The organism is Actinocrispum wychmicini, assembly GCF_004345645.1.
Lineage (GTDB): Bacteria > Actinomycetota > Actinomycetes > Mycobacteriales > Pseudonocardiaceae > Kibdelosporangium > Kibdelosporangium wychmicini.
Genome location: NZ_SLWS01000009.1, coordinates 371147 through 392466, shown reverse-complemented (window position 1 = coordinate 392466; position 21320 = coordinate 371147). Strand labels below are relative to the sequence as shown.

At 68.7% G+C, this 21320-nt stretch carries 21 protein-coding genes; 12 read left to right on the top strand and 9 right to left on the bottom strand.

Annotated elements, in window-relative coordinates; all coding sequences use genetic code 11:
- Position 1: 1 nt before the first annotated feature.
- Positions 2–961, bottom strand: a complete 960-nt coding sequence (locus EV192_RS37130) for a U32 family peptidase (RefSeq protein ID WP_132123300.1) — start codon at positions 959–961, stop codon at positions 2–4.
- 152 nt (positions 962–1113) lie between these two features.
- Between EV192_RS37130 and EV192_RS37125 the strand changes: the two genes are divergently transcribed.
- The 6 genes from EV192_RS37125 to EV192_RS37100 all read left to right on the top strand — a co-directional run bounded on the left by EV192_RS37125 (position 1114) and on the right by EV192_RS37100 (position 7501).
- Positions 1114–1881, top strand: a complete 768-nt coding sequence (locus tag EV192_RS37125) for an IclR family transcriptional regulator (protein WP_132123299.1) — start codon at positions 1114–1116, stop codon at positions 1879–1881.
- A 125-nt stretch (positions 1882–2006) separates the two neighbouring features.
- The gene (melA, locus tag EV192_RS37120) at positions 2007–3302 is read left to right on the top strand and encodes an alpha-galactosidase (RefSeq protein ID WP_132123298.1); all 1296 of its coding nucleotides are present in this window, start codon (positions 2007–2009) and stop codon (positions 3300–3302) included.
- Between the two features lie 14 nt (positions 3303–3316).
- Positions 3317–4372, top strand: coding sequence for an amidohydrolase family protein (locus EV192_RS37115; protein WP_132123297.1), 1056 nt, complete (start codon positions 3317–3319; stop codon positions 4370–4372).
- Complete coding sequence (locus tag EV192_RS37110; protein WP_132123296.1) at positions 4369–5289, top strand: carbohydrate ABC transporter permease; 921 nt, start codon at positions 4369–4371, stop codon at positions 5287–5289. Before EV192_RS37115 ends, EV192_RS37110 begins: the two co-directional genes overlap by 4 nt.
- Positions 5290–5297: 8 nt before the next feature.
- The gene (locus tag EV192_RS37105) at positions 5298–6188 is read left to right on the top strand and encodes a carbohydrate ABC transporter permease (protein ID WP_132123295.1); all 891 of its coding nucleotides are present in this window, start codon (positions 5298–5300) and stop codon (positions 6186–6188) included.
- Positions 6185–7501, top strand: a complete 1317-nt coding sequence (locus EV192_RS37100; protein ID WP_132123294.1) for an ABC transporter substrate-binding protein — start codon at positions 6185–6187, stop codon at positions 7499–7501. Before EV192_RS37105 ends, EV192_RS37100 begins: the two co-directional genes overlap by 4 nt.
- On the opposite strand, the gene EV192_RS37095 is transcribed toward EV192_RS37100, so the two are convergent.
- Both EV192_RS37095 and EV192_RS37090 read right to left on the bottom strand, forming a co-directional pair.
- Positions 7502–8218 carry a methyltransferase domain-containing protein gene (locus EV192_RS37095; RefSeq protein ID WP_243727315.1) on the bottom strand — a complete coding sequence of 239 codons (717 nt, stop codon included), beginning with the start codon at positions 8216–8218 and terminating at the stop codon, positions 7502–7504.
- A gap of 233 nt (positions 8219–8451) precedes the next feature.
- Entirely contained in the window at positions 8452–9066 is a 615-nt protein-coding gene (locus tag EV192_RS37090; protein ID WP_132123292.1) for a TetR/AcrR family transcriptional regulator, read from the bottom strand.
- A 100-nt stretch (positions 9067–9166) separates the two neighbouring features.
- Between EV192_RS37090 and EV192_RS37085 the strand changes: the two genes are divergently transcribed.
- The 3 genes from EV192_RS37085 to EV192_RS37075 are packed head-to-tail and all read left to right on the top strand — an operon-like array spanning position 9167 to position 10799.
- Positions 9167–9625: a nuclear transport factor 2 family protein gene (locus EV192_RS37085; RefSeq protein WP_132123291.1), complete on the top strand. Its 459-nt coding sequence runs from the start codon at positions 9167–9169 to the stop codon at positions 9623–9625.
- Positions 9622–10467 carry an NAD(P)H-binding protein gene (locus EV192_RS37080; RefSeq protein ID WP_132123290.1) on the top strand — a complete coding sequence of 282 codons (846 nt, stop codon included), beginning with the start codon at positions 9622–9624 and terminating at the stop codon, positions 10465–10467. The genes EV192_RS37085 and EV192_RS37080 overlap by 4 nt, the downstream gene beginning before the upstream one ends.
- Positions 10468–10493: 26 nt before the next feature.
- Complete coding sequence (locus tag EV192_RS37075; RefSeq protein WP_132123289.1) at positions 10494–10799, top strand: hypothetical protein; 306 nt, start codon at positions 10494–10496, stop codon at positions 10797–10799.
- 73 nt (positions 10800–10872) lie between these two features.
- Here the strand turns inward: EV192_RS37075 and EV192_RS37070 are convergent, their stop codons facing one another.
- From EV192_RS37070 to EV192_RS37055, 4 genes are all read right to left on the bottom strand, one after another.
- Positions 10873–12276, bottom strand: a complete 1404-nt coding sequence (locus EV192_RS37070) for a leucyl aminopeptidase (protein WP_132123288.1) — start codon at positions 12274–12276, stop codon at positions 10873–10875.
- The gene (locus EV192_RS37065) at positions 12273–14780 is read right to left on the bottom strand and encodes a tetratricopeptide repeat protein (protein ID WP_132123287.1); all 2508 of its coding nucleotides are present in this window, start codon (positions 14778–14780) and stop codon (positions 12273–12275) included. Before EV192_RS37065 ends, EV192_RS37070 begins: the two co-directional genes overlap by 4 nt.
- A gap of 275 nt (positions 14781–15055) precedes the next feature.
- On the bottom strand, positions 15056–16171 hold the full coding sequence (locus EV192_RS37060; protein ID WP_165960830.1) for an aminotransferase class V-fold PLP-dependent enzyme: 1116 nt from the start codon (positions 16169–16171) through the stop codon (positions 15056–15058).
- On the bottom strand, positions 16168–17358 hold the full coding sequence (locus EV192_RS37055) for an MFS transporter (protein ID WP_165960829.1): 1191 nt from the start codon (positions 17356–17358) through the stop codon (positions 16168–16170). Before EV192_RS37055 ends, EV192_RS37060 begins: the two co-directional genes overlap by 4 nt.
- Before the next feature lie 128 nt (positions 17359–17486).
- Here EV192_RS37055 and EV192_RS37050 point away from each other — a divergent pair, with 128 nt between their 5' ends.
- Both EV192_RS37050 and EV192_RS37045 read left to right on the top strand, forming a co-directional pair.
- Complete coding sequence (locus tag EV192_RS37050) at positions 17487–18311, top strand: methyltransferase domain-containing protein (protein ID WP_132123284.1); 825 nt, start codon at positions 17487–17489, stop codon at positions 18309–18311.
- 43 nt (positions 18312–18354) lie between these two features.
- On the top strand, positions 18355–19632 hold the full coding sequence (locus EV192_RS37045; protein ID WP_243727314.1) for a cation:proton antiporter: 1278 nt from the start codon (positions 18355–18357) through the stop codon (positions 19630–19632).
- On the opposite strand, the gene EV192_RS37040 is transcribed toward EV192_RS37045, so the two are convergent.
- The gene (locus tag EV192_RS37040; RefSeq protein ID WP_132123283.1) at positions 19606–20232 is read right to left on the bottom strand and encodes a DJ-1/PfpI family protein; all 627 of its coding nucleotides are present in this window, start codon (positions 20230–20232) and stop codon (positions 19606–19608) included. The genes EV192_RS37045 and EV192_RS37040 overlap by 27 nt on opposite strands.
- Before the next feature lie 13 nt (positions 20233–20245).
- The gene (locus EV192_RS54305; protein WP_165960801.1) at positions 20246–20419 is read right to left on the bottom strand and encodes a hypothetical protein; all 174 of its coding nucleotides are present in this window, start codon (positions 20417–20419) and stop codon (positions 20246–20248) included.
- A 1-nt stretch (position 20420) separates the two neighbouring features.
- Between EV192_RS54305 and EV192_RS37035 the strand changes: the two genes are divergently transcribed.
- Positions 20421–21317, top strand: coding sequence for an alpha/beta hydrolase (locus EV192_RS37035; RefSeq protein ID WP_207926512.1), 897 nt, complete (start codon positions 20421–20423; stop codon positions 21315–21317).
- The last annotated feature ends 3 nt before the right edge of the window (positions 21318–21320 follow it).

Genomic DNA, 21320 nt, shown 5'->3' with positions numbered 1-21320 from the left:
GTCACACCACGGGAATCGCCAGGCCGGTGGCGTGCGGGACGGAGTGGGTGGCGGTGGAACCGGCTCGTTCCAACAGGTCCAGCCCCAGTCTGGCCCTGCGGACCCGCTCCTTGGACAGGGCGATCGCGAGCGGTTCGAGGTGGCTGCCGGACGGGTAGATGTCCGGCGCGTTGCGCAGGCCGAACTTGACGTGCACCGGCGCGGCGAGCTGGACCAGCCTCGGCAGCTCGTAGTGGCGGACGAACCCGCCCAGGTTGTCCGGCGCCTCCACGTACACGTCGAGGGGGATCGGCACCGCGACCCGGATCGTCGCGATCTGCGCCAGGGTCAGGTCTGTGGGCAGGTTCAGGGTGTCGGCGCCGAGCTGGTCGAGCACCTGCGCGGTGGCCGGGTTGGCGACCGGGATCATGGCCGAGACCTTCGAGCGCATGTCCCCAGGCAACACTCCGCTCGCCCGCAGCCGGCCGAAGATGTGCAGCACCCCGAGGTCCGCGATCAGGACACTGCGGACACCGAGGTCGGCGGCCCGTCTGATCTCGTCGACGACGGCGGCCACCTGGTCCTGGCCTCGGGCGGCGGCGGCCAGCAGCCCGCCGGCCGGGGCCATCGACATCGCGGACGCGTCCCAGCCCGCGCACGGCCGGGCGAACATGCTCAGCTCGATCCCGGCCGAGGCGCAGAGCGTCACCATCGCCCGGATCTCGGCGTCGGTGAGCAGCCCGATCCCGGTGCCCTGGGAGACCCGGGTGACCGGCACCCGGAGCCGGTCGGCTTCGGCGAGCACCGCTTCCAGACACGCCGGGCCTTCGACGCTGGGGATCTCGACCCGGTGGTGCGCGCCGTCCGGGAACCGCCCGGTCGCGCCGGGGAGCGCCGGCAGGTCCTCGTCCGGCAGACCTAGGCCGACGAGTAACTCGCCAGTGGTCTGCACGGGACGCGCGGTGAGGCTCTGTCCGCTCATCTGCCCTCGACTCTGTTCGAGGTATCGAACATGATACGATATTCCGTTAGTGACGGTAGGCAAGTAAGGAAACGCTGTCAACGAGCGATCCGCCTGGCCCGACGACTACGGTTCCTCATCGACTTCAGCCGCCTGCCGAGAGGATGACGATCATGGGCCGCGCTGTGCCGGCGGTCAGCCGCGCGCTGGACATTCTGGAGCTCTTCCTGGACGCGACGACGCTGTCGACGCCGCAGATCGTCGAGCGTCTCAACCTGCCGAGGACCACGGTGCACGAGCTGGTCGGGACGCTGGCCGAGCGGGGATATCTCACCCCGGCCGGCGGCCAGCCCGCGCACTACCGGCTCGGCCTGCGGCTGTTCCAGCTCGGCAGCGGCTTCGCGGAGAACATCGACCTGGTCCGCGAGGCGCAGGACGTGGCGACCGAGGTCGCGTCGGCGTGCGACGAGGCGGTGCACGTCGCGATCCTCGACGGCACCGACGTCGTCTACATCGCCCGAGTCGACAGCACGCACCCCGTGCGGATGGTCTCCGCGGTCGGCCGCCGGCTGCCCGCGCACTGCACCGGGCTGGGAAAGATGCTGCTCTCGGGGCTGTCCCCGGAGTCGTTCGACGCCCGGTACCCGGCCGGGCAGCGGCTGCCGGCGATGACGCCGCGGAGCATCACGTCGGTGACGAGGCTGCGGCTGTTGGTGACCGCGATAGCCGCCACCGGGGTCGCGTACGACGACGCCGAGTCCAATGACGACGTGTACTGCGTGGCCGCCCCGGTGTACGACCATTCCGGGACGATGGTGGCCGCGATGAGCATCTCGGTGCCCGGCGCGCGCTGGTCCCCGCAGCGGCGCGACGAGTGGACCGAACTGGTCCGCCGGGGGTCCGCCGGCCTGTCGGAGCGGCTCGGCTACCAGGCCCACTAGTTCGGTATCTCGAACACGCGGCGATATCCCGGATTGGCGCATTGACACGCTGACTGGCTGCCCCCTACCGTCCTCATGACGTAATACCGGACCACGTCCGAAATCTCGAACGACGTGGAGGTGTGATGGCGAGGATCGTTCTTCTCGGCGCGGGCAGCATGGTCTTCACCAAGAACCTGCTGTCCGACCTGCTCAGCTATCCGGAGTTGGCCGAGTCGACGCTGGTTCTGCACGACATCGACGGGCTGCGGCTCAGCGACGCCCGCCTGCTGGCCGAACGGATGGTGGCCGGTGCCGGCAGCGGGATCCTGATCGAGTCCCACCTCGACCAGGATCCCGCGCTCGACGGCGCCGACTACGTGATCAACGAGATCATGGTCGGCGGCATGGCGAGCGCCGAGACCGACTTCCAGATCGCCGCCGGGTACGGCGTCCGGCAGACCATCGCGGACACGCTCGGGATCGGCGGCGTCTTCCGGGCGCTGCGCACGATCCCGGTGATGGTCGCGTTGGGCGACAACATGGCCCGGCGATGCCCGGACAGTCTGCTGTTGAACTACACCAATCCGATGTCCATGGTGCCGTGGGGCGTCTACGCGGGCAGTCCGTTCCAGCGGGTCGTCGGCATCTGCCACTCGGTGCGGGACACCCAGGCCCTGCTCGCGGACCTGGTCGGCGTCCCGGCCGCGGAGGTCGACTTCCTCACCGCCGGCGTGAACCACCAGGCGTTCGTGCTCCGGTTCGAACGTGCCGGCGAGAACCTGTACCCGTTGCTGGACAAGGTGATCGACGCGGACCCAGACGGGCTCGGCCGGCGGGTACGGGTGGCCATGTACCGGGCGCTCGGCTACTTCCCGACCGAGTCGAGCGAGCACGGCGCCGAGTACGTGCCGTGGTTCATGCGCCACGACGGGGAGATCGAGCGGTACCGCATCGAGGTCAGCGGCTACCTGCGCCGCCTCGCGGCCCACCGGGACGAGTACTACGAGGTCACCCGGCAGCTCGCCGACGGCGAGCCGGTCCGGCCGGAGCCGACGAACGAGCTGGCGCCGTTGATCATCCGGTCGATCGAGACCGGCACGCCGGCGATCGTGCACGGCAACGTGCGCAACGGATCCAAGATCACCAACCTGCCCGCCGACGCGTGCGTGGAAGTGCCCTGCCAGGTCGACGGTTCGGGTGTGCACCCGATGACGATCGGAGACCTGCCACCGCAACTGGCCGCGCTGAACCGGAACTTCCTCAACGTGAGCGAGCTGACCGTGCGGGCCGTCCTGGAAGGCCGGCGGGACTACGTGTACCACGCGGCCATGCTCGACCCGAACACCGCGGCGACCCTGCCGCTGAGTCGGATCCGCCAGATGGTGGACGACTACTTCGCCGTCTACCGCGACTCGCTGCCACCAGGCCTCCGCCGTTGAAGAAGGACGGTCCGATGCCCCACATCCCGCTGCTGAGCCAGTTCCGGCCGCGGAGCACCCTACGGGCGCCCGAACACCACGTGCTGCGCGCCCGGTTTCCGGCGGTCGACGCGCACGCCCATCTCGGCCGCTGGCTCGCGTCCTGGGTCGGTGACGGTCGTGAATGGACAGTTCGGCACGTGCCCACGCTGCTGGCGACCATGGAGGCGCACAACATCCGGGCGATGGTGAACCTGGACGGCCGGTGGGGTGACGAGCTGGAGGTCAACCTGGACCGGTACGACCGGGCGCATCCGGGCCGCTTCGCCACGTTCTGTCACGTCGACTGGCAGGACGTGGACTCGCCGGAGGCGTTGGTGGGCAGCCTGGCCGCGTCGGCCGCGGCCGGTGCCGCCGGGCTCAAGGTCTGGAAGGATCTCGGGCTCGAGGTCCGGGACTCCGGCGGCCGGCTCGTCCTGCTCGACGACCAACGGCTTGATCCACTGTGGACTGCGGCGGGCGAGCTGAACCTGCCGGTGTGGGTGCACTCCGCCGATCCCGTGGCGTTCTTCGATCCGGTCGACGAGCGCAACGAGAAGCTGGACGCGCTGATCGGCCGACCGGACTGGTCGTTCGCCGACCCGTCCTTCCCGGCCTTCCGGACGCTGATCGACAGCCTGGAATCGGTCGTGGCGGCGCACCCGGGGACGTGTTTCGTCGGGGTGCACGGCGGCTGCTATCCGGAGAACCTCGGCTGGGTGAGCCGGATGCTGGACACGTACGCCAACTTCCACGTCGACATCGCGGCACGGATCTCCGAGCTGGGCCGTCAGCCCCGCGCGGCCCGTACGTTGATCCTGCGGCACCCTGGCCGGGTGCTGTTCGGGGTGGACGAGATCCCCGTGGCCGGCCGCGAATACCCGTACTACTTCCGGTTCCTGGAGACAGCGGACGAGCATTTCCCGTACTCGCCGGACGATCCACCGCCGCTGGGGCGGTGGGCCATCCACGGCCTGGATCTGCCGGACGGCGTGCTGCGCCAAGTCTACTCCGACAACGCGGCCCGACTGGTGCCAAGGCTCGCGTCATGACCGTCGCCTTACCCCGCGAGACGGTCAAGCCGACGGTCGCGTCCGGCGGGCGACGACGGGATGGTCGAGCCGCCTTCTGGTTCCTGCTTCCGGCGGTCGCCGGTTTCCTGGTCTTCTATGTCTATCCGACCGTCCGCGGGCTGTGGATCTCCACCACCGACTGGACCATGCTCAGCCCGCCGTCCGGCATCGGTCTGGACAACTACCGGGAACTCGCACACGACCCGCTGTTCTGGAACGCACTGAAAGTCACCGGCTACTACGTGGCGCTTTCGTTGGCCGTGCAGACCGTGTTAGCCCTTGGGCTGGCCGCGCTCATGCACAGGCTTACTCGTTCAGTGGCGCTGCGGGTGACGTTGCTGCTGCCCTGGCTGGTTCCCAACGTCACCACGGCGCTGCTGTGGTTGTGGCTGCTGGACGGGAACATCGGTTTCGTCAACAGCGTGCTGCAGTCGCTCGGCCTGTCCACGCACGGCTTCTTCAGCGCGCCCGGCGAGGCGATGCCGACGATCGTCTTGGTCAACACGTGGGCGTTCACCGGGTACACCGCCTTGCTGTACTACGCCGGGATGCTGCAGATCCCCCAGGACGTCTACGAGGCGGCGGCGCTGGACGGGTCCGGTGAGATCCGCACGTTCTTCCGGATCACGCTGCCGCTGCTGCGGCCGGTTCTCGCGCTGGTGCTGGTCGTCTCGCTGATCGGGTCGTTCCAGATCTTCGACACCGTCGCGGTCACCACCTCCGGCGGGCCGGTGCACGCCACCAGGGTGGTCTACTACTACATCTACGAACTGGCGTTCCGGCAGTTCCGGATGGGATACGCGACCGCGATCGCCATCACGCTGATCGCCGTTCTCAGCGTGTTCACATATGTCCAAATGCGACTCTTGCGAGCGTCCTCATCGGACCTTTCCTAGGGAGATGTATGCGTGCGGGCCGGATTCTCGCGTGGGCACTGTTGTGGCTGGCGGTCCTGCTCACGGTCTTCCCGTTCTACTGGATGGTACGGACGTCGCTGACCGACAACGACACGGTCTACGCGAGCAACGGCTCACTGGTGCCGCCCGGATTGACCCTGAGCAACTTCGCCAGGGTGCTCGGCCTGACCGACCTGTCCTCGGCGCAGGCGGCCGGCGGCTCCGGGGCGAAGGTGAATTTCCTGGTGTACCTGCGGAACTCGGTCATCTTCACGGCGCTGATCGTGGTCGGGCAGACGCTGTGCTGCGCGATGGCCGGCTACGCGTTGGCCAGGCTGCGGTTCCGCGGCCGCGAGCTGGTGTTCTCGGTCTTCGTCGGATCGCTGATGGTCCCGCCGATTCTGACCTTGCTGCCGAACTTCACCATGGTCAAGAGCCTCGGCCTGCTGAACACGTTCGCCGGGCTGGTCGCGCCGACCATGCTGATGACCCCGTTCGCGGTCTTCTTCCTGCGGCAGTTCTTCCTGTCCACGCCAAGGGAGGTGGAGGAGGCGGCGCGGATCGACGGGGCCGGCACGTGGATGGTGTTCTGGCGGGTCGTGCTGCCGATGAACGTCGGCCCGCTGCTCACCATCGGCCTCACCACAGCGGTCTGGACGTGGAAGGACTACTTGTGGCCGTTGCTCGTCGGCCCCAAGGACGACACGCGCGTGCTCACCGCGGCGCTCGGCATTTTCCTGCAGCAGCAACCGACTGCGCACCCGGACTGGACCGGCCTGATGGCGGCGTCCACGCTCACTGTGGTCCCGGTGCTGATCCTGCTGCTCCTGTTCGGCAGGCGGCTGGTCGCCGCCCTCGATTTCACCGGAGTGACACCCCGGAAGGGAGCCAGCACATGATCAGGTCCAGATTGGCCGGCGTGGCGCTCGCGATCGTGGTCACCGCCGGTTGCGCTACCGAGGAAAGTGGCGCGGCCGTCACCCTCAACTACGCGATGTGGGTCGCGAACCAGGTTCCGCCGTACCAGAAGTGCGCGGACGCGTTCCACGCCAAGAACCCGTCGATCACTGTCAAGATCACCCAGACCGGGTGGACCGACTACTGGCAGAACCTCACCACCCAGGTGGTCTCCGGCGAGGCGCCGGACGTGTTCCGCGACTCGGTCGCCTACTACCCGACGTACCAGAAGAACAACCAGATCCGGGACATCACGCCGATGGTCCAGCGCGACCACGTGGACCTGGCGCGCTACCAGCCGGGCTTGGCCGACCTGTGGGTGCGCGACGGCAAACGGTACGGCCTGCCGCTCGACTGGGACACCATCGCTGTTGTCTACAACACCGAACTGGTCAAGCAGGCCGGCGTCGACCTGTCGGACCTCAGCTGGAACCCGCGTGACGGTGGGGACTTCGAGCGGGCGCTGGCGAAGCTGACCGTGGACACCGCCGGCCGCCGGGCCGACCAGCCCGGGTTCGACAAGAACAACGTCAAGACGTTCGGCTTCATCCCCGATCTCGCGTCCGGCGCGAACGGCCAGACGTCGTGGGGGAACTTCGCGGTGAGCAACGGGTTCACGTTCACCGACCGGAACCCGTTCGGCACCCACTACAACTACGACGATCCGCGGTTCGTCGAGACGATCGGCTGGTTCGCCGGGCTGGCCGGCAAGGGGATCAGCCCGCCGTACGACAAGACCGGCCGGCTCGGCAGCCAGGCGCTTCTTGAGTCCGGCCGCGCCGCGATCGGCATCACCGGCAGCTGGATGGCCACCACGTACCTGGACGACCAGAAGCAGAAGTTCGCCTTCGCGCCGTTGCCGAAAGGCCCGGTCGGCCGCCGTTCCGCGATCAACTCGGTCTCCGACGCCATCTATGCCGGCACGAAACACCCGGAGGAAGCGTGGAAATGGGTCCAGTTCACCGGTTCGGCGGAATGCCAGGACCTGGTCGCCGACAGCGCCGTGGTCCTGCCGGCCATCAAGTCCAGTTCGGACCGTGCCCTAGCCGCGCACAAAGCCGCCGGCCGTGATGTGCAGGTGTTCCTTGACGAGGCGAACGCACCGGCCGGCACGTTCCAGCTGCCGTTGACCGACAACGCGGAACGGATCAGCGAACTGGTGCAGAGCGCGATGGACACCGTCTGGCTGGGCCAGTCCACCGCCAAAGACGCGATGACGAAGGTCAACGGCGACGTCAATGCCCTCTTCAAGTGATCACCCGGTTGGACACACCGCCTGGCTTTGGTCGGGTTCGTGGTGGAGGATTGCGAGATATTCGTGCTGCTCCCGCAGAAGTTCGCCCATGCCTGGGTGCGGCGACGGCGATAGCACTCGGTCTCCGACGACGATCTTGGTCAGTGTCAGACCGGTGCCGGTCAGCAGTAGGGCCAGGTCGGCGGGTGTGTAACACCGTAGGACCTGGCTGATCTGTCGGTCGGGGCTCGTGGTCTCCCACCAAGTGTCGATCGCGGTGCACATCACCGGGTCGAAACTCGTCCGCTCTCGCAGTTCGTGGTCGTAGCCGGCGGCGGCGTCCGGGGCCAGGTGCTCCTCGTCACCGTCCCATCGGGACCAGACGAACGGGTTGAACACGTCGATCAGGGCGACCCCGCCCGGCCGAAGCCATTCGGCCGCGATCCGCACCAGCAGTCGACGCTGCTCGGCGTCGGATCCGACGCCGAAGCCGTTCCAGTAGCAGACGATGTCGAACCGATCCTCCAGGTCCAGTTCGTAGAAGTCCGCCTTGTGTACGGTCAGCGACCCCGGAGCCACATCCTTGGCCAACCCGCTGGTGACGTCCGCGCGATTGCTGACCTCGACCGCCGTCACCGAATAACCCGCCCGCGCGGCGGCGGCGGCCGTCGCCCCATAGCCCGACCCGAGTTCTAGCACCCGCCCCACGTCGCCACCGTGGTCATGCAGGAGACGCACCCTGCGATGGTCCCGATCAGTGACCCGCGCATCTGCCTTCGCCCACCACGAGCCAGTCCTCGAGTAGAACTCCCGCACCCAGTCCATGAGCCACAGTCAAGCAAATAACCCGACCAACCGACCACGCGGTTTCACCCTCCGAGCACCTGCTCAACGACAGTGCGGCCGTGGCCGACATCCGTGCTCCACCACCGGACTCCCGACCACCCGGCACTCCCATTCACAATCGTGGTTCACGAAGGGGGTGCGGTGTGGGCGCCGAGTGCGCGCAGGATGTGGTCGACGAGTTGGTCGAGGTAGGTGGGTTCGATCGGGGCCTGGCGGACGGTCAGCCGCCAGTAGATGGGGGCGGCGGTCAGGTCGAGGGCGAGTTCGAGGTTGAGGTTGGTGGGTAGTTCGCCCCGGTTGATCGCGCGGCGGAGGGTGGCCGCGCCGAGTGCCCGCCGTGGTTCGCCGATGGTGGCCGCGATTGCGGCGGCCAGTGTTGGGTTGCGTGCGGCTTCGGCGGTGAGGTCGGGCAGGATGGTGGCGAAGCGAGGATGAGTCAGCCAGTCGTGGACCGCGCGCAGGGTCTCCAGCAGGTCTCCGCGTAGTGATCCCGTGTCGGGAATCTCGGCTAGCGGCACACTGAATTCCGAGAGTACCGCGATCACCATGTCCTGTTTGGATGGCCAGCGGCGGTACAGCGCGCTCTTGCTCACGTCGGCGCGTTTGGCCACCGCCTCCATGGACAGCCGGCCGTAGCCCTGTGCGGCGAGTTCGTCCAACACGGCTTCGGTGATGGCTGAGGTGATGTGTGGTTGCAGGACGGCGGCGCCGGTAGGGGCGCGCCGGGGGCGGTCGGTCATACCGCGGAGTCTACGTGTGGACGGTACCGACCCGTCGTGCCTATAGTAGCGGTCGGGACGGGTCCGTACCGTCCGCGCATTGTGGAAGGGGAGTCACCCCGTGACCGAACCATCTCGTACCGTCCGCGGCCTATTTGCCGAGTCGCTGCGATTGCTGCTGGCCAAGGACATGATCGGCTACGCCGGGTTGTGGGCTGTCGACGGTGTGATGGAGTTCCCGTTCGCCACGGCGAACTATCCGGCACGGCTGGAGGGTCGTGCGGCAGTCGAGGACTACCTGCGGGGCTATCCCGACCTGTTGGACGTGCAAGAGATCACCGAGCAAACCGTCCACCAGGCGACCGACCCCGATGTCGTCGTGGCCGAGTTCGAGGCGGCGGGCAGGGTGGTGGCCACCGGCCGGCTGTATCGGATGCGCTACGTCGCCGTCATCACCGCAAGGGACGGTGAGATCGTGTCCTACCGTGACTATTGGAGTCCGCTGGCCGGCGCCGAGATCCTTGGCGGGCTGGACGAATTCACGGCCGCCTTCACCGGTGGTGGGGAGTCAACCGGATGAGCACGCAGGTGACCGTGTTGGTCATCGGCGGGACCGGCACCACCGGCAGCCGGATCGCCGCCCTGTTGCGTGAGCAGGCAGCCACGGTGCGCATCGGCACCAGGAAACCCACCCACGGACACCCGGAACACGTCGGGTTCGACTGGAGCGAGCCGGCCACGCACGGCCCCGCGGTGGCCGGCGTGGACCGGGTCTATGTACTCGCGCCGCTCGGCGTAGCCGAGCCCGGGCGACTGGTCGAGGGGTTTCTCGCAGAAGCGAGGCGGGCTGGAGTCCGGCGAGTGGTTCTGCTCAGTTCCTCCGCGGTACCTGATGGCACGTCCGGGTTGGGCGCCCTGCCCCCTCTTGTCCGAGCGGCGATGCCCGAGTGGGGTGTGCTGCGGCCGTCCTGGTTCATGCAGAATTTCGTCGGCCAACTCGCGGCGGGTATCCGGGAACGCGGGGAGATCATCACCGCGACCGGGCCGGGCCGGGTCGGGTTCGTCGACGCGGCCGACATCGCCGCGGTAGCAGCCAAGGCTCTGCTGGATCCCGTGCCGCACAACACCGATCACCTGATCACCGGTCCCGAAGCCCTCAGCTACGCCGACGCCGCCGCGATCATTGCCGACACCACCGGTCGGGTCGTCCGGCACCGCGCCGTCAGCACCGCCGAGATGACCACCCGGTTGGTCGCCACCGGTCTGTCGCCGGAATACGCCGCCCTGTTGGCCGGCCTTGATGAGGACATCCGGCACGGCGCGGAGGACCGCGTCGCCCCGACCGTGCAGGACGTCACCGGACGGCCCTCCCGATCGTTCCGCGAGTTCGTCTCGGCCCACCGAGACGCCTTCGCCGCCTGAGGACACCCCTATCCAAGGGAGGATTCATGCGCGCCCTGCTGTTCGACGACAACCAGCAGTTCTGGTTCGAAACATTGCGCGTGCTCGGCCACGCCACCTACGGCGGATCACACCCGGCGACTACCACAGTTGGCACGATGCCTGGCTGGCCGCCGCCGAGCGGGTCGCGACCGAGGCGGCCCACAGGGATGCCGCCGGACCGACTGACCGCTCCCAAGACCTTCCTGCGCTTCACCAGTGCGGAAGGTGCCGGCGCGCACTGTCACAGCGGGGCACAACGGCTTGCGATGAGCCGCATCTACGACTGGCTCGATGACAATCTGCGCAAGTAGTGAGCACCGGGTTGGAATCGCGGGTAGGGGTTGCGGCTGGCCGTAGCTGTAGGCGTAGTGGGCCGGCACGCGCTCACGCCACTGGGCCGGACCCTGCTTGACCGTTGACCAGGAGCTCGACCAGGGTGCGGACGCCGAACCCGGTGCCGCCGGCGACCCATTCGCCGTCGTCGGCGTCGCAGATCGCGGTGGCCTGGATGTCCATGTGCGCCCATGGGATGCCGGGTGGCACGAACTCACGGAGGAACAGGCCGGCGAGCAACGCTGTGCCGTGCCGGTTTCCGCTTGTGTAGTTGACGAGGTCGGCCACCGCGGAGTCGAGTTGGGGCCGGTAGATGTCGGGCAACGGCAAGGGCCACACCGGTTCGCCGGCCCGCTCGGCCGCGGCGCACACCTGGCCCACCCAGGCTTCGTCGTTGCCCATCACGGCGGCGAACTTGCGGCCCAACGCGATCGCCGCCGCGTCGGTGAGGGTGGCCACGTCGACGATCGCGTCCGGCGCGGTCTCCCCGGCCAGGACGAGCGCGTCCGCCATGATCAGGCGGCCTTCGGCGTCGGCGTTGCGGATCTCGACCGTGGTGCCGTCCCGGATCCGCAGCACGTCACCGATCCGGATCGGGTCGGCGTTGAGCATGTTCTCGGTCAACGGTAGCCAGCCGTCCACCCGGACCCGGCACCCGAGCGGGGCGAGCACGGACATGGCGCCGAGCACGACGGCGGCGCCGGCCATGTCGGCCTTCATGTCCAGCATCTGCGGGGTCGGTTTGAGCGACAGGCCACCCGCGTCGAACGTGACTCCCTTGCCCACCAACGCGATGTGCGCCACCGGCTGGTCGGGTTCGTACACCAGCCGGACCAGCCGGGGTGGCCGGGGCGAGCCGCGGCTGACGCCGAGCAGGCCGCCCAGCCGTTCCCCGGCGATCCGATCGGCGTCCCAGACCTCGCACTTCAGGCCGATCGCGCCGGCCCGGTCGGCGAAGACAGCCGGGGTGAGCGCGTCACCGGGCTCGTTGACCAGGTCACGCGCCAACAGCACGCTGTCCGCCAGCAGCCGTCCACTGTCCACTGAGGACTGATGGTCGACGGACGCGACCACGTCGATCCGGTCGGGCCCCACCGGGGGAGTGGTGGACTTGTAACGGGTGAACCGATACCCGCCCAGGGCGAAGCCCTCCACGAAGACGCGCAGCAACAAAGGCGGCAACGACAGGTCGACTGTGCACGTGCGGTAACGCCGAATCTCTCTGGCCAGGCAAGCCGCGGCACGCCGGACAGCCTCGCTGTCAAGATCCTGCTCACGGCCAAGCCCAAGCAGTACCTGAGGTGGCTCGCCGGGCAGGTGCAGGACCTCGCCCACGCCGCCGCCGAAGCCAGGCCCGGCAGGGAGTCCAGGCGGGAGTGCGTCCGCGAACGCCGGCAGCACCACCGCGTCGGTATCGGTGGACGGTGACGGCACCAGTCGCCATTCGGTCGTCATGTCGTGCGCGCTGCCTGACGGGCCGCGCCCCACTGTTCCAGGCCGTCGGCGTACTCCGCGGCCAGTTCAGGAATCCCGGTGGCGACTCGGCGCCAGCCACGCGCCGCCGACACCGCGTGCGGATCGACTCGCAGCGCCTGCACGAAGCAGTCTTCGGCCAGCACCGGTAGCCCGGCCCGCTCGAAACACTCGCCCGCCAAGGCGTAACCGCGTGCCGTGCCGATCGGCCCGAGCCTGGCCGTGCGCAGGTAGCTGTTCCCCGCTTCCAACGGGTTTCCCTGCAGCAGAAGGGTTTCCGCCAGCTCCATGTGGGTCTTGGGCTCGTACGGGTCGATCTGGAGGACTTCCAGCACCCGGCGGTGTCCCAGGTCGTTCTCGCCGAAGCCGAACGCCTCCTTGGACCGGCTCTCCACACACGCGCGCAGGTTTTCTTGTTTGAGGAACTCCTCGTACGGGGTGGTCGGCTCGACCGACCGGGCGAGCTCCTCGGCCCGGTCCATCTCGGCAGCAAGGGTTCGCGTGTCCCGTCGCAGGAACGGCACATACGTGACGCTTCGGTAGAACCGGCTCTCCATCATCGCCTTCTCGAACGGCGTGTACCCGGCACTGGCGAGCAACTCGTCCAGGCAGCTTTGCGCCTTGTCACGCCACTTGCTGGCCTCGTCGAGCGATTTGGTCTCCCTGGCGTGGAACACGACCGCGAACACCGAGATGACGAACCGCAAGTGGGTCGGACAGTCGGGATGGTCGGCGACCTCGAACGACGCTCGTGGTTCGACGACGGCGCCGCCGATCGACCCGACGTAACGAACGACGTCACGCCAGTGCTGGATCCGCAGTTCTCGTGGGTCGCGCAACTGCGCGATCGGGCGAGCGGGGACGAGGTCGAGGACGACTTTCCCGAAGCCCAGCCGGAACAGGATCATGGCGGTCAGGTACTGGCGGTCCACATCGGACTCAGAGAACTCGGCGACCCACTGGCACAGCTGGTTCCACGCCGGGGTGCGCAGCTCTTGGGGCAGCTCGGCGGGGTGGGTCACGGCGAAGTCGGTGAGGCCGGACTCGCGGACCAGGTTGGCGCGGAACGCCGGTGGCATGAGCCGCTGCCAGTTCGTGTCCGGCGGCGCGCCCAGCTCGGCGAACTCGTAGGCCAGCGAAGGCAGTCTGGCGTACAGGCACGGCGACTGCGACTCGCCGAGATTGAAGTACGAGGCGTACATCTGGTAGTGCCAGTTGCCTTCGTGCGGTTGTTCGGGCGTGGCGGCGCGACGCGCCACCTCGGCCATCGGTTCGTCGCCGGCGGACTGGCAGATCTCCACCAGCGCGTCGCGGGTTCTCGCCGACCGTGGTGCGGTACGGAACGCGCGCTCGGTGAGGACACGCGCGAACTCGTTGTGGCCCAAGCGTTGCGCGGATCTGGCGGCGGCGAGCAATGCGAACGCCGTGCCGTACGGGCCGAGCCGGGCGGCCAACAAGTACTCGGCCAGCGCCTTCTCGTCGTCGCCGTCGCGTTCGGTCGCCTGCGCCGCCTGCATGCGGATCTTCACGTCGTACGGGTCGAGCGCGAGCCCCTCGGCGATGCCCTGCCACTCGGCTTCGCGGTCCTGCCGGCGGACCGCGATGTCGACCCGCCGGTCGATCAGCCGCCGCCACATCTCGGCCCTGACCGCCTTGTCCTCGCTGGTCACCGGACTGGCCTCGGACACGATGTCGGACGCCGAGCCGAGCAGCCGCCAGGCCAGGTCGAAGTCACGGCGCCGCTCGGCGGCCATCACCTCACGCAACCGCAGCCTGGCGAGCAGCACCGCGTGATCGAATCCGGTGAGCTCACCGGCGAGCACTTTGAGCAGCTCACCAGCTCGCGCGAAGTACATCGACGACGCCGAGTCGTCCTGGGCGTGCCGGGACAGCAGATAACCCCACGCGGCCACCGCCTGTGCCTGCGGAACTGTCGCAACGGGGTTATCAATCAATTGTCGATATGCGGACGCGGTTCGTTCGGAAAGCCCTTCGACCGCGAACAGTGCATTGGCTCGTGCCAATTGCAGGGTGCCGACGACCGGATTGCCGCATTTCGCTTCGGTCAGGTCGGCCGGCGCGATATCGAGCACCGATTCCGGCAGGCACACGGCAATGAGCCAGCCGGCCAGCCCGGCGCGGTCGACGTCGTCCAGATCGTCCTTTCGGTCGAATGCGTCGGCCAGTGTGCGCCAGTTCGTGGACGCGAGTTCACGCGGTAGGTCGGCCGGTCCGCGCACCCGATAAGCCGCCAGTCGGGACTCGTCGGTAAGTAACCGACGGTAACTCGCCGGCATGCTCATCCCGTATCTCAGCGCGGTCGGCAGACGCTGTTCGAACCGTCGGGCGGCCAGCAGGCTCGCCCGCGCGTGCACGGTCGCCAGCGGCGAGTCGGCGCCGTCGAAATAGGGCCGGTGCACCTCGAACGTCAGCCAGCTCGGCGCGTTCACCCCGATCCGGCCGTGCGTGAACTCCCAGCGATCCATGGTCGGCTCCGGTCGGTCGGGGCTCCGCGCGGGGGCTGCCCGCGCGGAGCCGGTCACAGTGTGATCATCGGGCGATCACTGGTCGACCAGGCAGACCCAGCAGTCAGCGGCGCCCGTGCTGATCTCGACCTCGTCGGCCAGCGATTCCCAGGTCTCGTAAGTCATATAAGCCTCCGTTGTTCGTCGGAAACAGTGGGGTGTTTCTCCTGGAGAAGAAACAAACAATATCGCGGCGCGACGCTTTGAACAAGTGTCGAATATCAATGATAACAATGTCAAATAATGCGTTTCCTGACCGCGTGTAGAAAGGCCGTCAACTCAGCGTCACTTGTCCAGTAGTGCGGCGCGATTCTGATCTTGCCGTCCGGCTGGGATACGTGGAACCCGGTCGCGACCAGTTCCTCGACCGTTCGGACGCTGTCCAGATCCGGATGGGTGAAACTGACAATGCCGGACCACGAGCCGTCGTCGTTCCCGGCGGAAATCGCACAGCCCAGACCGGTGAGCTCGTCGTGCAGCCGCTGGGTCAGTCGGCGGATCCGGGCGGCCACGGTCTCGACGCCGACCTGGTTGAGTTCCCGAAGCGCGGCCGCCAGGCCGACCATGCCGAGGACGTTGTACATCCCGCCCTCGGCCTGGGCGGCGGTCGGGACCAGCGGCAGGTCGTAGCTGAAGTGGCCGGCGCCTTTGGCGAGCATGTCGTTGGCGCCCGCGTAGCCGAACCAGCCCGCCGGCAGCCGCAGCAGCGGCAACCGGCTGGCGCGGCAGAAGAACACGCCGGTGCCGACCGGGCCGTTGAGCCACTTGTGTGCGCCGGCCGCGAGGAAGTCGACCGGTGCGCGGGCCATGGACAGCGGCAGGGTGCCGAGACTCTGGATCGCGTCCACACAGACAAGGGCGCCTTGCTGGTGCGCGAGGGCGCACACCGCGTCCAGGTCGATGCGGAAACCGGTGGCGAAGTTGACGTGGCTGACGGCGACCAGCCGGGTCGCCGGCCGGATCGCGGCCTCGACGTCGTCCAGCAGGTAGCCGCCGGCCCGCATCGGCACCCACGCCAACCGGACGCCCTGGTCGCGCAGGGCTCGCCACGGATGGACGTTGGCGGGGAAGTCACGCTCGAACACGACGACCTCGTCGCCCGGCCGCCAGTCCATCCCGTCGGCCACCAGATGGATGCCGGTCGACGTGTTCGGCACGAACGCGATCTCCTCGGGCGCGCAGCCGAGCAGGTCGGCGACAGCGAACCGGGCCTCGCGACGGGCCGGGAAGATGCGGCCGATCTCCGCGCTGCCGTGGGGAAGTACGTCGGTCAACGCCTCCCGCATGGCCCGCACGGCCGGTTCCCGCAGGCGCCCCAGGCCCGCGTAGTCGAGGTACGCGTGGATGGTCACCGCGAGCGCAGCCGGATCGCCGACCACGCGGCCGCGAGCAGCGGGATGCCGTGCAGCAGCAGGACCCACTGGGGCACCCAACTCGGGCTGAGCACGAGACTGGTCGCGACGAGACCGGCCATGAAGCCGCTGTTCACCACGACCTGCGACAGCCCGAACACCGCGCCACGGTCTTCGTCAGGCAGCCGTTGCACCGCTTGTTTGAACGCCACCTCGCTGAACGCGTCGCCCACGCCGGCCACCGCCGCGGCGAGCAGGCGCAGCCACAGCGGGTCCAGCCAGAAGATCCCGACGAACCCGACCGACATCACCATGGTGGCCACGCAGAACACCACCCCGGGCGTCCGCGCGATGATCCGGTTGGCCAACGGCCGGAGCACGAAACTGCCGAGCAGCAGGCCGGCGGCCCACGCGCTCCACACCGCGCCGGCCAACTCGGTCGGCGCCTCGGGCCGCAACTGCCCGCCGAGGATGGGGATGCCCACGTGCTGCGACGAACTGCCGACCGCGTCCAGGCAGCGCACCACCAGCAACGGCACCAGTCCGGCGGCGACCACCGCCGGCCACACCACCGGTTTTCGCTCGACCGCCCGGCGCGCGGCGCTGTCCTCCCGGAACCGCACCCGGATCGACAGCAACACCAGCGCCGACAAGGCGTAGCTGGCCGCGTCCAACGTGAAGACACCACGGTAGCCGACCCACTGGACCGCGATCACCGACAGCCCCATGCCGACCATGAACGCGATGCCCTTGAGACCGGCGAGCACGCTGTTCACCAGCTGGGTGCGTTCCCCCGCGAGCACCGGGGTGGCCGCCGACATCGTCGCCTCGAACACCGAACGCCCGACTCCGACCAGGAAGACGGCGACGTACAACCACCAGTCCTGGGCGCGGTCCGGGAGCACGGCCAGCAGCACGAGCACAACCATCCGCACCACGTCGGCGGTGACCATCGCCGAGCGCCGGGCCCACCGGTTGCCGTACGTGTGACCGAGCCGCCCGCCGACGATCGCCCCGGCGTACAGCACCACGCTCACCAGACCGGTCGACAACGCCGACTGGGTGCGTTCCCACACGAAGATCGACAGGCAGACGAAGTCCAACCCGTACCCGATGTCCGAAACAGCCTTGGCGCCCAACAGGACGGACAGCTGGCGGGTCCGGCTGGGCGCTTGGATCGACGACACAGAGCCATCTAAGCCGGAAATCCCGGCAGGGCAATCCTCCCTTCGGTTCTCTTCCCGGCCGATGACATCGTTTCCGACTGTTTTCCCGCCACCATTGGGCCAATTGCGGGGTGGCTACACTCGCGGGCATGTCCGATGTTGATCAGCCTGTGTCGTTCCAGGCTCCGAAAGGCGTCAGCAACGACGCCGACCTGCAGCGGCTCACCATGGCTTTGGACGTGCAGGCCAAGCTGCTCAGCGTGCGGCGGCTGCGGTCCTGGGCGCACGACGCGCTCGCCCCCCGGCCAGGTCACCGTGCGGTCGACGTCGGCGCGGGCACCGGCGAGGAACTGCAGGTGCTGGCGATCAGTGTGGGACCGTCCGGTGACGCGATCGGTATCGAACCCAACGCAGGGTTGCGGGCTGAGGCCGAACGCCGCGCCGAGGCAGCCGGATCCACGGCGCGGTTCGTCGACGGGGACGCCTACGCGTTGCCGTTCGAGAACTCCTCAGTGGACCTGGTGCGCTGTGAGCGGGTCTGGCAGCACCTCGCGGAGCCCGAGCGGGCCGCCGCGGAGATCTTCCGGGTGTTGCGGCCCGGCGGCCGCGCGGTCGTGATCGACACCGACTGGGCGACCACCATCCTGCATCCCGGCGACCCGGCGGTCGTCGACGCCATGGTCCAGTCCTGGCTCAACGGACACCCCAACCCGTTCTCCGGCCGCCGGCTGGCCGGCCTGCTCACCGCCGCCGGACTGGCCGTGGCCGACATCGGCTCGCAGGCGCAGATCCACGACGCCGGCCTGATCGAGATGGTGCGCAAGTCGATGGGCGCCGGTGCCGTGGAGGCCGGCGTGATCACCGAACAGCAGCTCGACCAGTTGCTCACCGACCTCTATGCCGGCGCCGACCGTGGCGACTTTCACTCGTCCGTGACGATGTTCGCGCCGGTGGCCCACAAGACGGGCGACTGACCCGCGGTCCTCTTCGGACTCCTGATCGTGAGATCCTGGTCGGGTGAGCTTCCTGTTCTTCATGGTCGCCGTCGCGATCGCGGTGCGGTCGCTGGCGGCGTCCCGTTTGGACCGGTGGAATCTCGGGGCGCCCGTGGTCATGGTGGCGGCCGGCGTCGCCGTCGGTGTGCTCAACGAGGATTCCATCGCGGCCGGGTTGAACATCGAAGCGGTGCAGCGCGGCGCGGAGATCATCCTCGCCGTGCTGCTGTTCGTCGACGCGACGGAAGTGCGCGGCGGACGGCTGTGGGGCGGTTCGCCGGGGCTGGTGGCGCGGGTGTTGTTCGTGGCGCTCCCGCTCAGCCTCGGCCTGGCGATGCTCGCCGGCTGGGCGCTGTTCCCGGAGCTGCCGTGGCCGGTGCTGCTGCTGATCGGCTGCGTCGTGGTACCGACCGACTTCGCTCCCGCCGATCGCCTGGTCCGTGATCGCGCGGTGCCGTCCAGGGTGCGGGTCGTGCTCAATGTGGAGAGTGGCTACAACGACGGCATCGTCTCGCCGATCTTCCTGTTCGCGCTGATCCTGGCGGGCGACCAGAGCCGGCCGCAAACACCGGGCGACGCGCTGTTGACCGCCGTTCCCTTCGCGCTGAAGGCCGTGTTCGTCGGTGTCGTGCTTGGAGCCGTCCTCGCCTGGCTGATGGACCGTGCCCAGCAGGCCGGGTGGATGACCCGCCAGTCCGCGCGCGTCACCGTGCTGCTGACGCCACTGCTGACCTACTCGGTGACCGTCGGCATCGACGGGAACGGGTTCGTCGCCTCCTTCGTCTGCGGTATCGCGTTCCGGTACGTGCACCGGCTGGCCAAGGCGCACCGGATCCACCACGATCCGGCCAGCCGGGGGAACCGGACCGGTGTCCTGAACGAGGACTTCCAACTCCTGGAGGACGTCACCTCGGTGCTGACCATGACGATGTGGTTCACCATGGGGATCGCGGCGGTGCTCGCGGTCTACATCGGGGTCTCCTGGCAGGTCGTGCTGTTCTGCGCGGCCGCGTTGACGCTGGTCCGGCTGGTACCGGTGCTGGTGGCGCTGCTGGGATCCCGGCTGTCCCAGCGGGAGCGCCTGCTCGTGGGCGTGCTGGGGCCCAGGGGGACGACCACGATCGTGTTCGGGCTGCTGGCGTTCAACCGGCTGCCGGAGGGCTCGGCCGCGGACACGATCCTGATCATGACGGTTACGTGCGTTCTCGGCAGTGTGCTCGTGCACGGTATCGGCGCGAGATGGCTGACCCGCGTGCTGACGGGAAAGCCGACGTCACCCGCTGGTGAAGGCGTTTCGTAGGGCGGCGACGATGTCGGCGGGCGCCTTGTCCACCGAGCCGCTGTCGAACGGTGGCCGCGGGTCGTACTCGAGCGCGAGTTGGATCGCCTGGGCCGTCCACTCGTCCCACAGGATGGCGGCGAGGGTGAGCGCCATGTCGATCCCGGCCGAGACGCCGGCGGCGGTGATCACGTCCCCGTCGACGACCACGCGTTCGGTGCGGACGTCGGCGCCGTGGGCGGCCAGGGCGTCCCGGACCGCCCAGTGCGTCGTGGCTGGACGACCAGTGAGCAGGCCGGCTTTGGCCAGCAGGGTGGATCCGGTGCAGACCGCCGCGGTCCAGGTGGCCGTCGGGGAGATCGCGGCCAGCCAGGCGATGAGCTGCTCGTCGTCCAGCGCCCGCAGCCAGCGTGAACTGCCCGGGACCACCAGGACGTCCGCTGTGGACAGATCGTCGAAGCCGACGTCCGCGTGCAGCGTGAGGCCGTTGTCGCAGCGCACCGGCCCGACCTGCGCGGCGGCGAACAACGGCTGCACGTCGTGATGGCCCGCCAACGTCTCATAGGGGCCGACGATGTCGAGCGCGGTCATCTGGTCGTACAACACGAACACCACGTCCACGGTGGGGATCTCCTCACGGGTAACGCTGTCGTCCTGCGGTAAGCCTCGCCGAGTCGCCGGGTGTCAACAAGGACAGGTATCCCACGGATCCGGACATCTGGCCGCGCCGTTCGGCGCGTTTTTCGGACGGGATGCGCGACAGTTGGCGGGTGATCTCGGCGGTGACGGCCGGGAGGATGACCATCATGATGGATCCCGAGCTTGAGGCCTTCGTCCCGTTGTTCCCCAAGGCTGACCTGTCCGACCCGGTCACGTCGCGCAAGAACCTGGCCGAGTTGGCCGCGTCGATACCAGCGCCGGACGTCGCCGGGATGGAGGTGACGGACCGCATCGTGCCGGCCGATCCGGACGTGCCCGTTCGCATCTACCACCCGCAGGACGCGCACGGCGCGATCGTCTGGCTGCACGGTGGTGGCTTCGTGATGGGCAGCCTGGCCACCGAGCACCCGTGGGCCACCCGGGTCGCGGAGAGTTCCGGCGCGGTGGTGATCTCGGTGGGCTACCGGCTGGCGCCGGAACACCGGTTCCCGGCCGCCCTGGACGACGTCTACGCGGTGCTGTGCTGGGCGGCCGAACACGCCGCCGAACTCGGCGTCGACCCGGAGCGGATCGCGGTCGGCGGCCACAGCGCGGGCGCGGCGCTCGCGGCGGCGGTGGCGCTGCGGGCGCGGGACCAGCACGGGCCGTCGATCCGCTGCCAGCTGCTCAACCAGCCCGGCCTGGACGACCGGCAGGAGACCTGGTCGGCGCAGGCGTTCACGGACACGCCGTGGATGACCAAGACCAAGATCGGCCAGATCTGGCAGCACTACCTGGGCTCCCGGCCGGCCACGCCGTACGCCGCCCCCGCGCGGGCCACCGACCTGTCCGGCCTGCCGCCCGCCCACATCGCGACCGCCGAGTACTGCCCGAACCGCGACGAGGGCATCGGTTACGCGCTGCGGCTGATGCAGGCCGGCGTGTCGGTCGAGCTGCACCAGTGGCCCGGCACGTTCCACGGGTCGCAGGCCATCCTGTCCGCCGAGGTGTCCCAGCGGCAGCTCGCCGAACTCGCCGCGGCCCTGCGCCGGGCCCTGGCCGAGTGACGT

Excerpts from the sequence above, each read along its gene's own strand:
- EV192_RS37075 (WP_132123289.1), top strand. The coding sequence starts at position 10,494 with ATGCGCGCCCTGCTGTTCGACGACAACCAGCAGTTCTGGTTCGAAACA.
- EV192_RS37115 (WP_132123297.1), top strand. The coding sequence starts at position 3,317 with ATGCCCCACATCCCGCTGCTGAGCCAGTTCCGGCCGCGGAGCACCCTA.
- EV192_RS37105 (WP_132123295.1), top strand. The coding sequence starts at position 5,298 with ATGCGTGCGGGCCGGATTCTCGCGTGGGCACTGTTGTGGCTGGCGGTC.
- EV192_RS37070 (WP_132123288.1), bottom strand. The coding sequence starts at position 12,276 with ATGACGACCGAATGGCGACTGGTGCCGTCACCGTCCACCGATACCGAC.
- EV192_RS37035 (WP_207926512.1), top strand. The coding sequence starts at position 20,421 with ATGGATCCCGAGCTTGAGGCCTTCGTCCCGTTGTTCCCCAAGGCTGAC.
- melA (WP_132123298.1), top strand. The coding sequence starts at position 2,007 with ATGGCGAGGATCGTTCTTCTCGGCGCGGGCAGCATGGTCTTCACCAAG.
- EV192_RS37080 (WP_132123290.1), top strand. The coding sequence starts at position 9,622 with ATGAGCACGCAGGTGACCGTGTTGGTCATCGGCGGGACCGGCACCACC.
- EV192_RS37050 (WP_132123284.1), top strand. The coding sequence starts at position 17,487 with ATGTCCGATGTTGATCAGCCTGTGTCGTTCCAGGCTCCGAAAGGCGTC.
- EV192_RS37090 (WP_132123292.1), bottom strand. The coding sequence starts at position 9,066 with ATGACCGACCGCCCCCGGCGCGCCCCTACCGGCGCCGCCGTCCTGCAA.
- EV192_RS54305 (WP_165960801.1), bottom strand. The coding sequence starts at position 20,419 with ATGATGGTCATCCTCCCGGCCGTCACCGCCGAGATCACCCGCCAACTG.
- EV192_RS37130 (WP_132123300.1), bottom strand. The coding sequence starts at position 961 with ATGAGCGGACAGAGCCTCACCGCGCGTCCCGTGCAGACCACTGGCGAG.
- EV192_RS37125 (WP_132123299.1), top strand. The coding sequence starts at position 1,114 with ATGGGCCGCGCTGTGCCGGCGGTCAGCCGCGCGCTGGACATTCTGGAG.
- EV192_RS37110 (WP_132123296.1), top strand. The coding sequence starts at position 4,369 with ATGACCGTCGCCTTACCCCGCGAGACGGTCAAGCCGACGGTCGCGTCC.
- EV192_RS37065 (WP_132123287.1), bottom strand. The coding sequence starts at position 14,780 with ATGGATCGCTGGGAGTTCACGCACGGCCGGATCGGGGTGAACGCGCCG.
- EV192_RS37100 (WP_132123294.1), top strand. The coding sequence starts at position 6,185 with ATGATCAGGTCCAGATTGGCCGGCGTGGCGCTCGCGATCGTGGTCACC.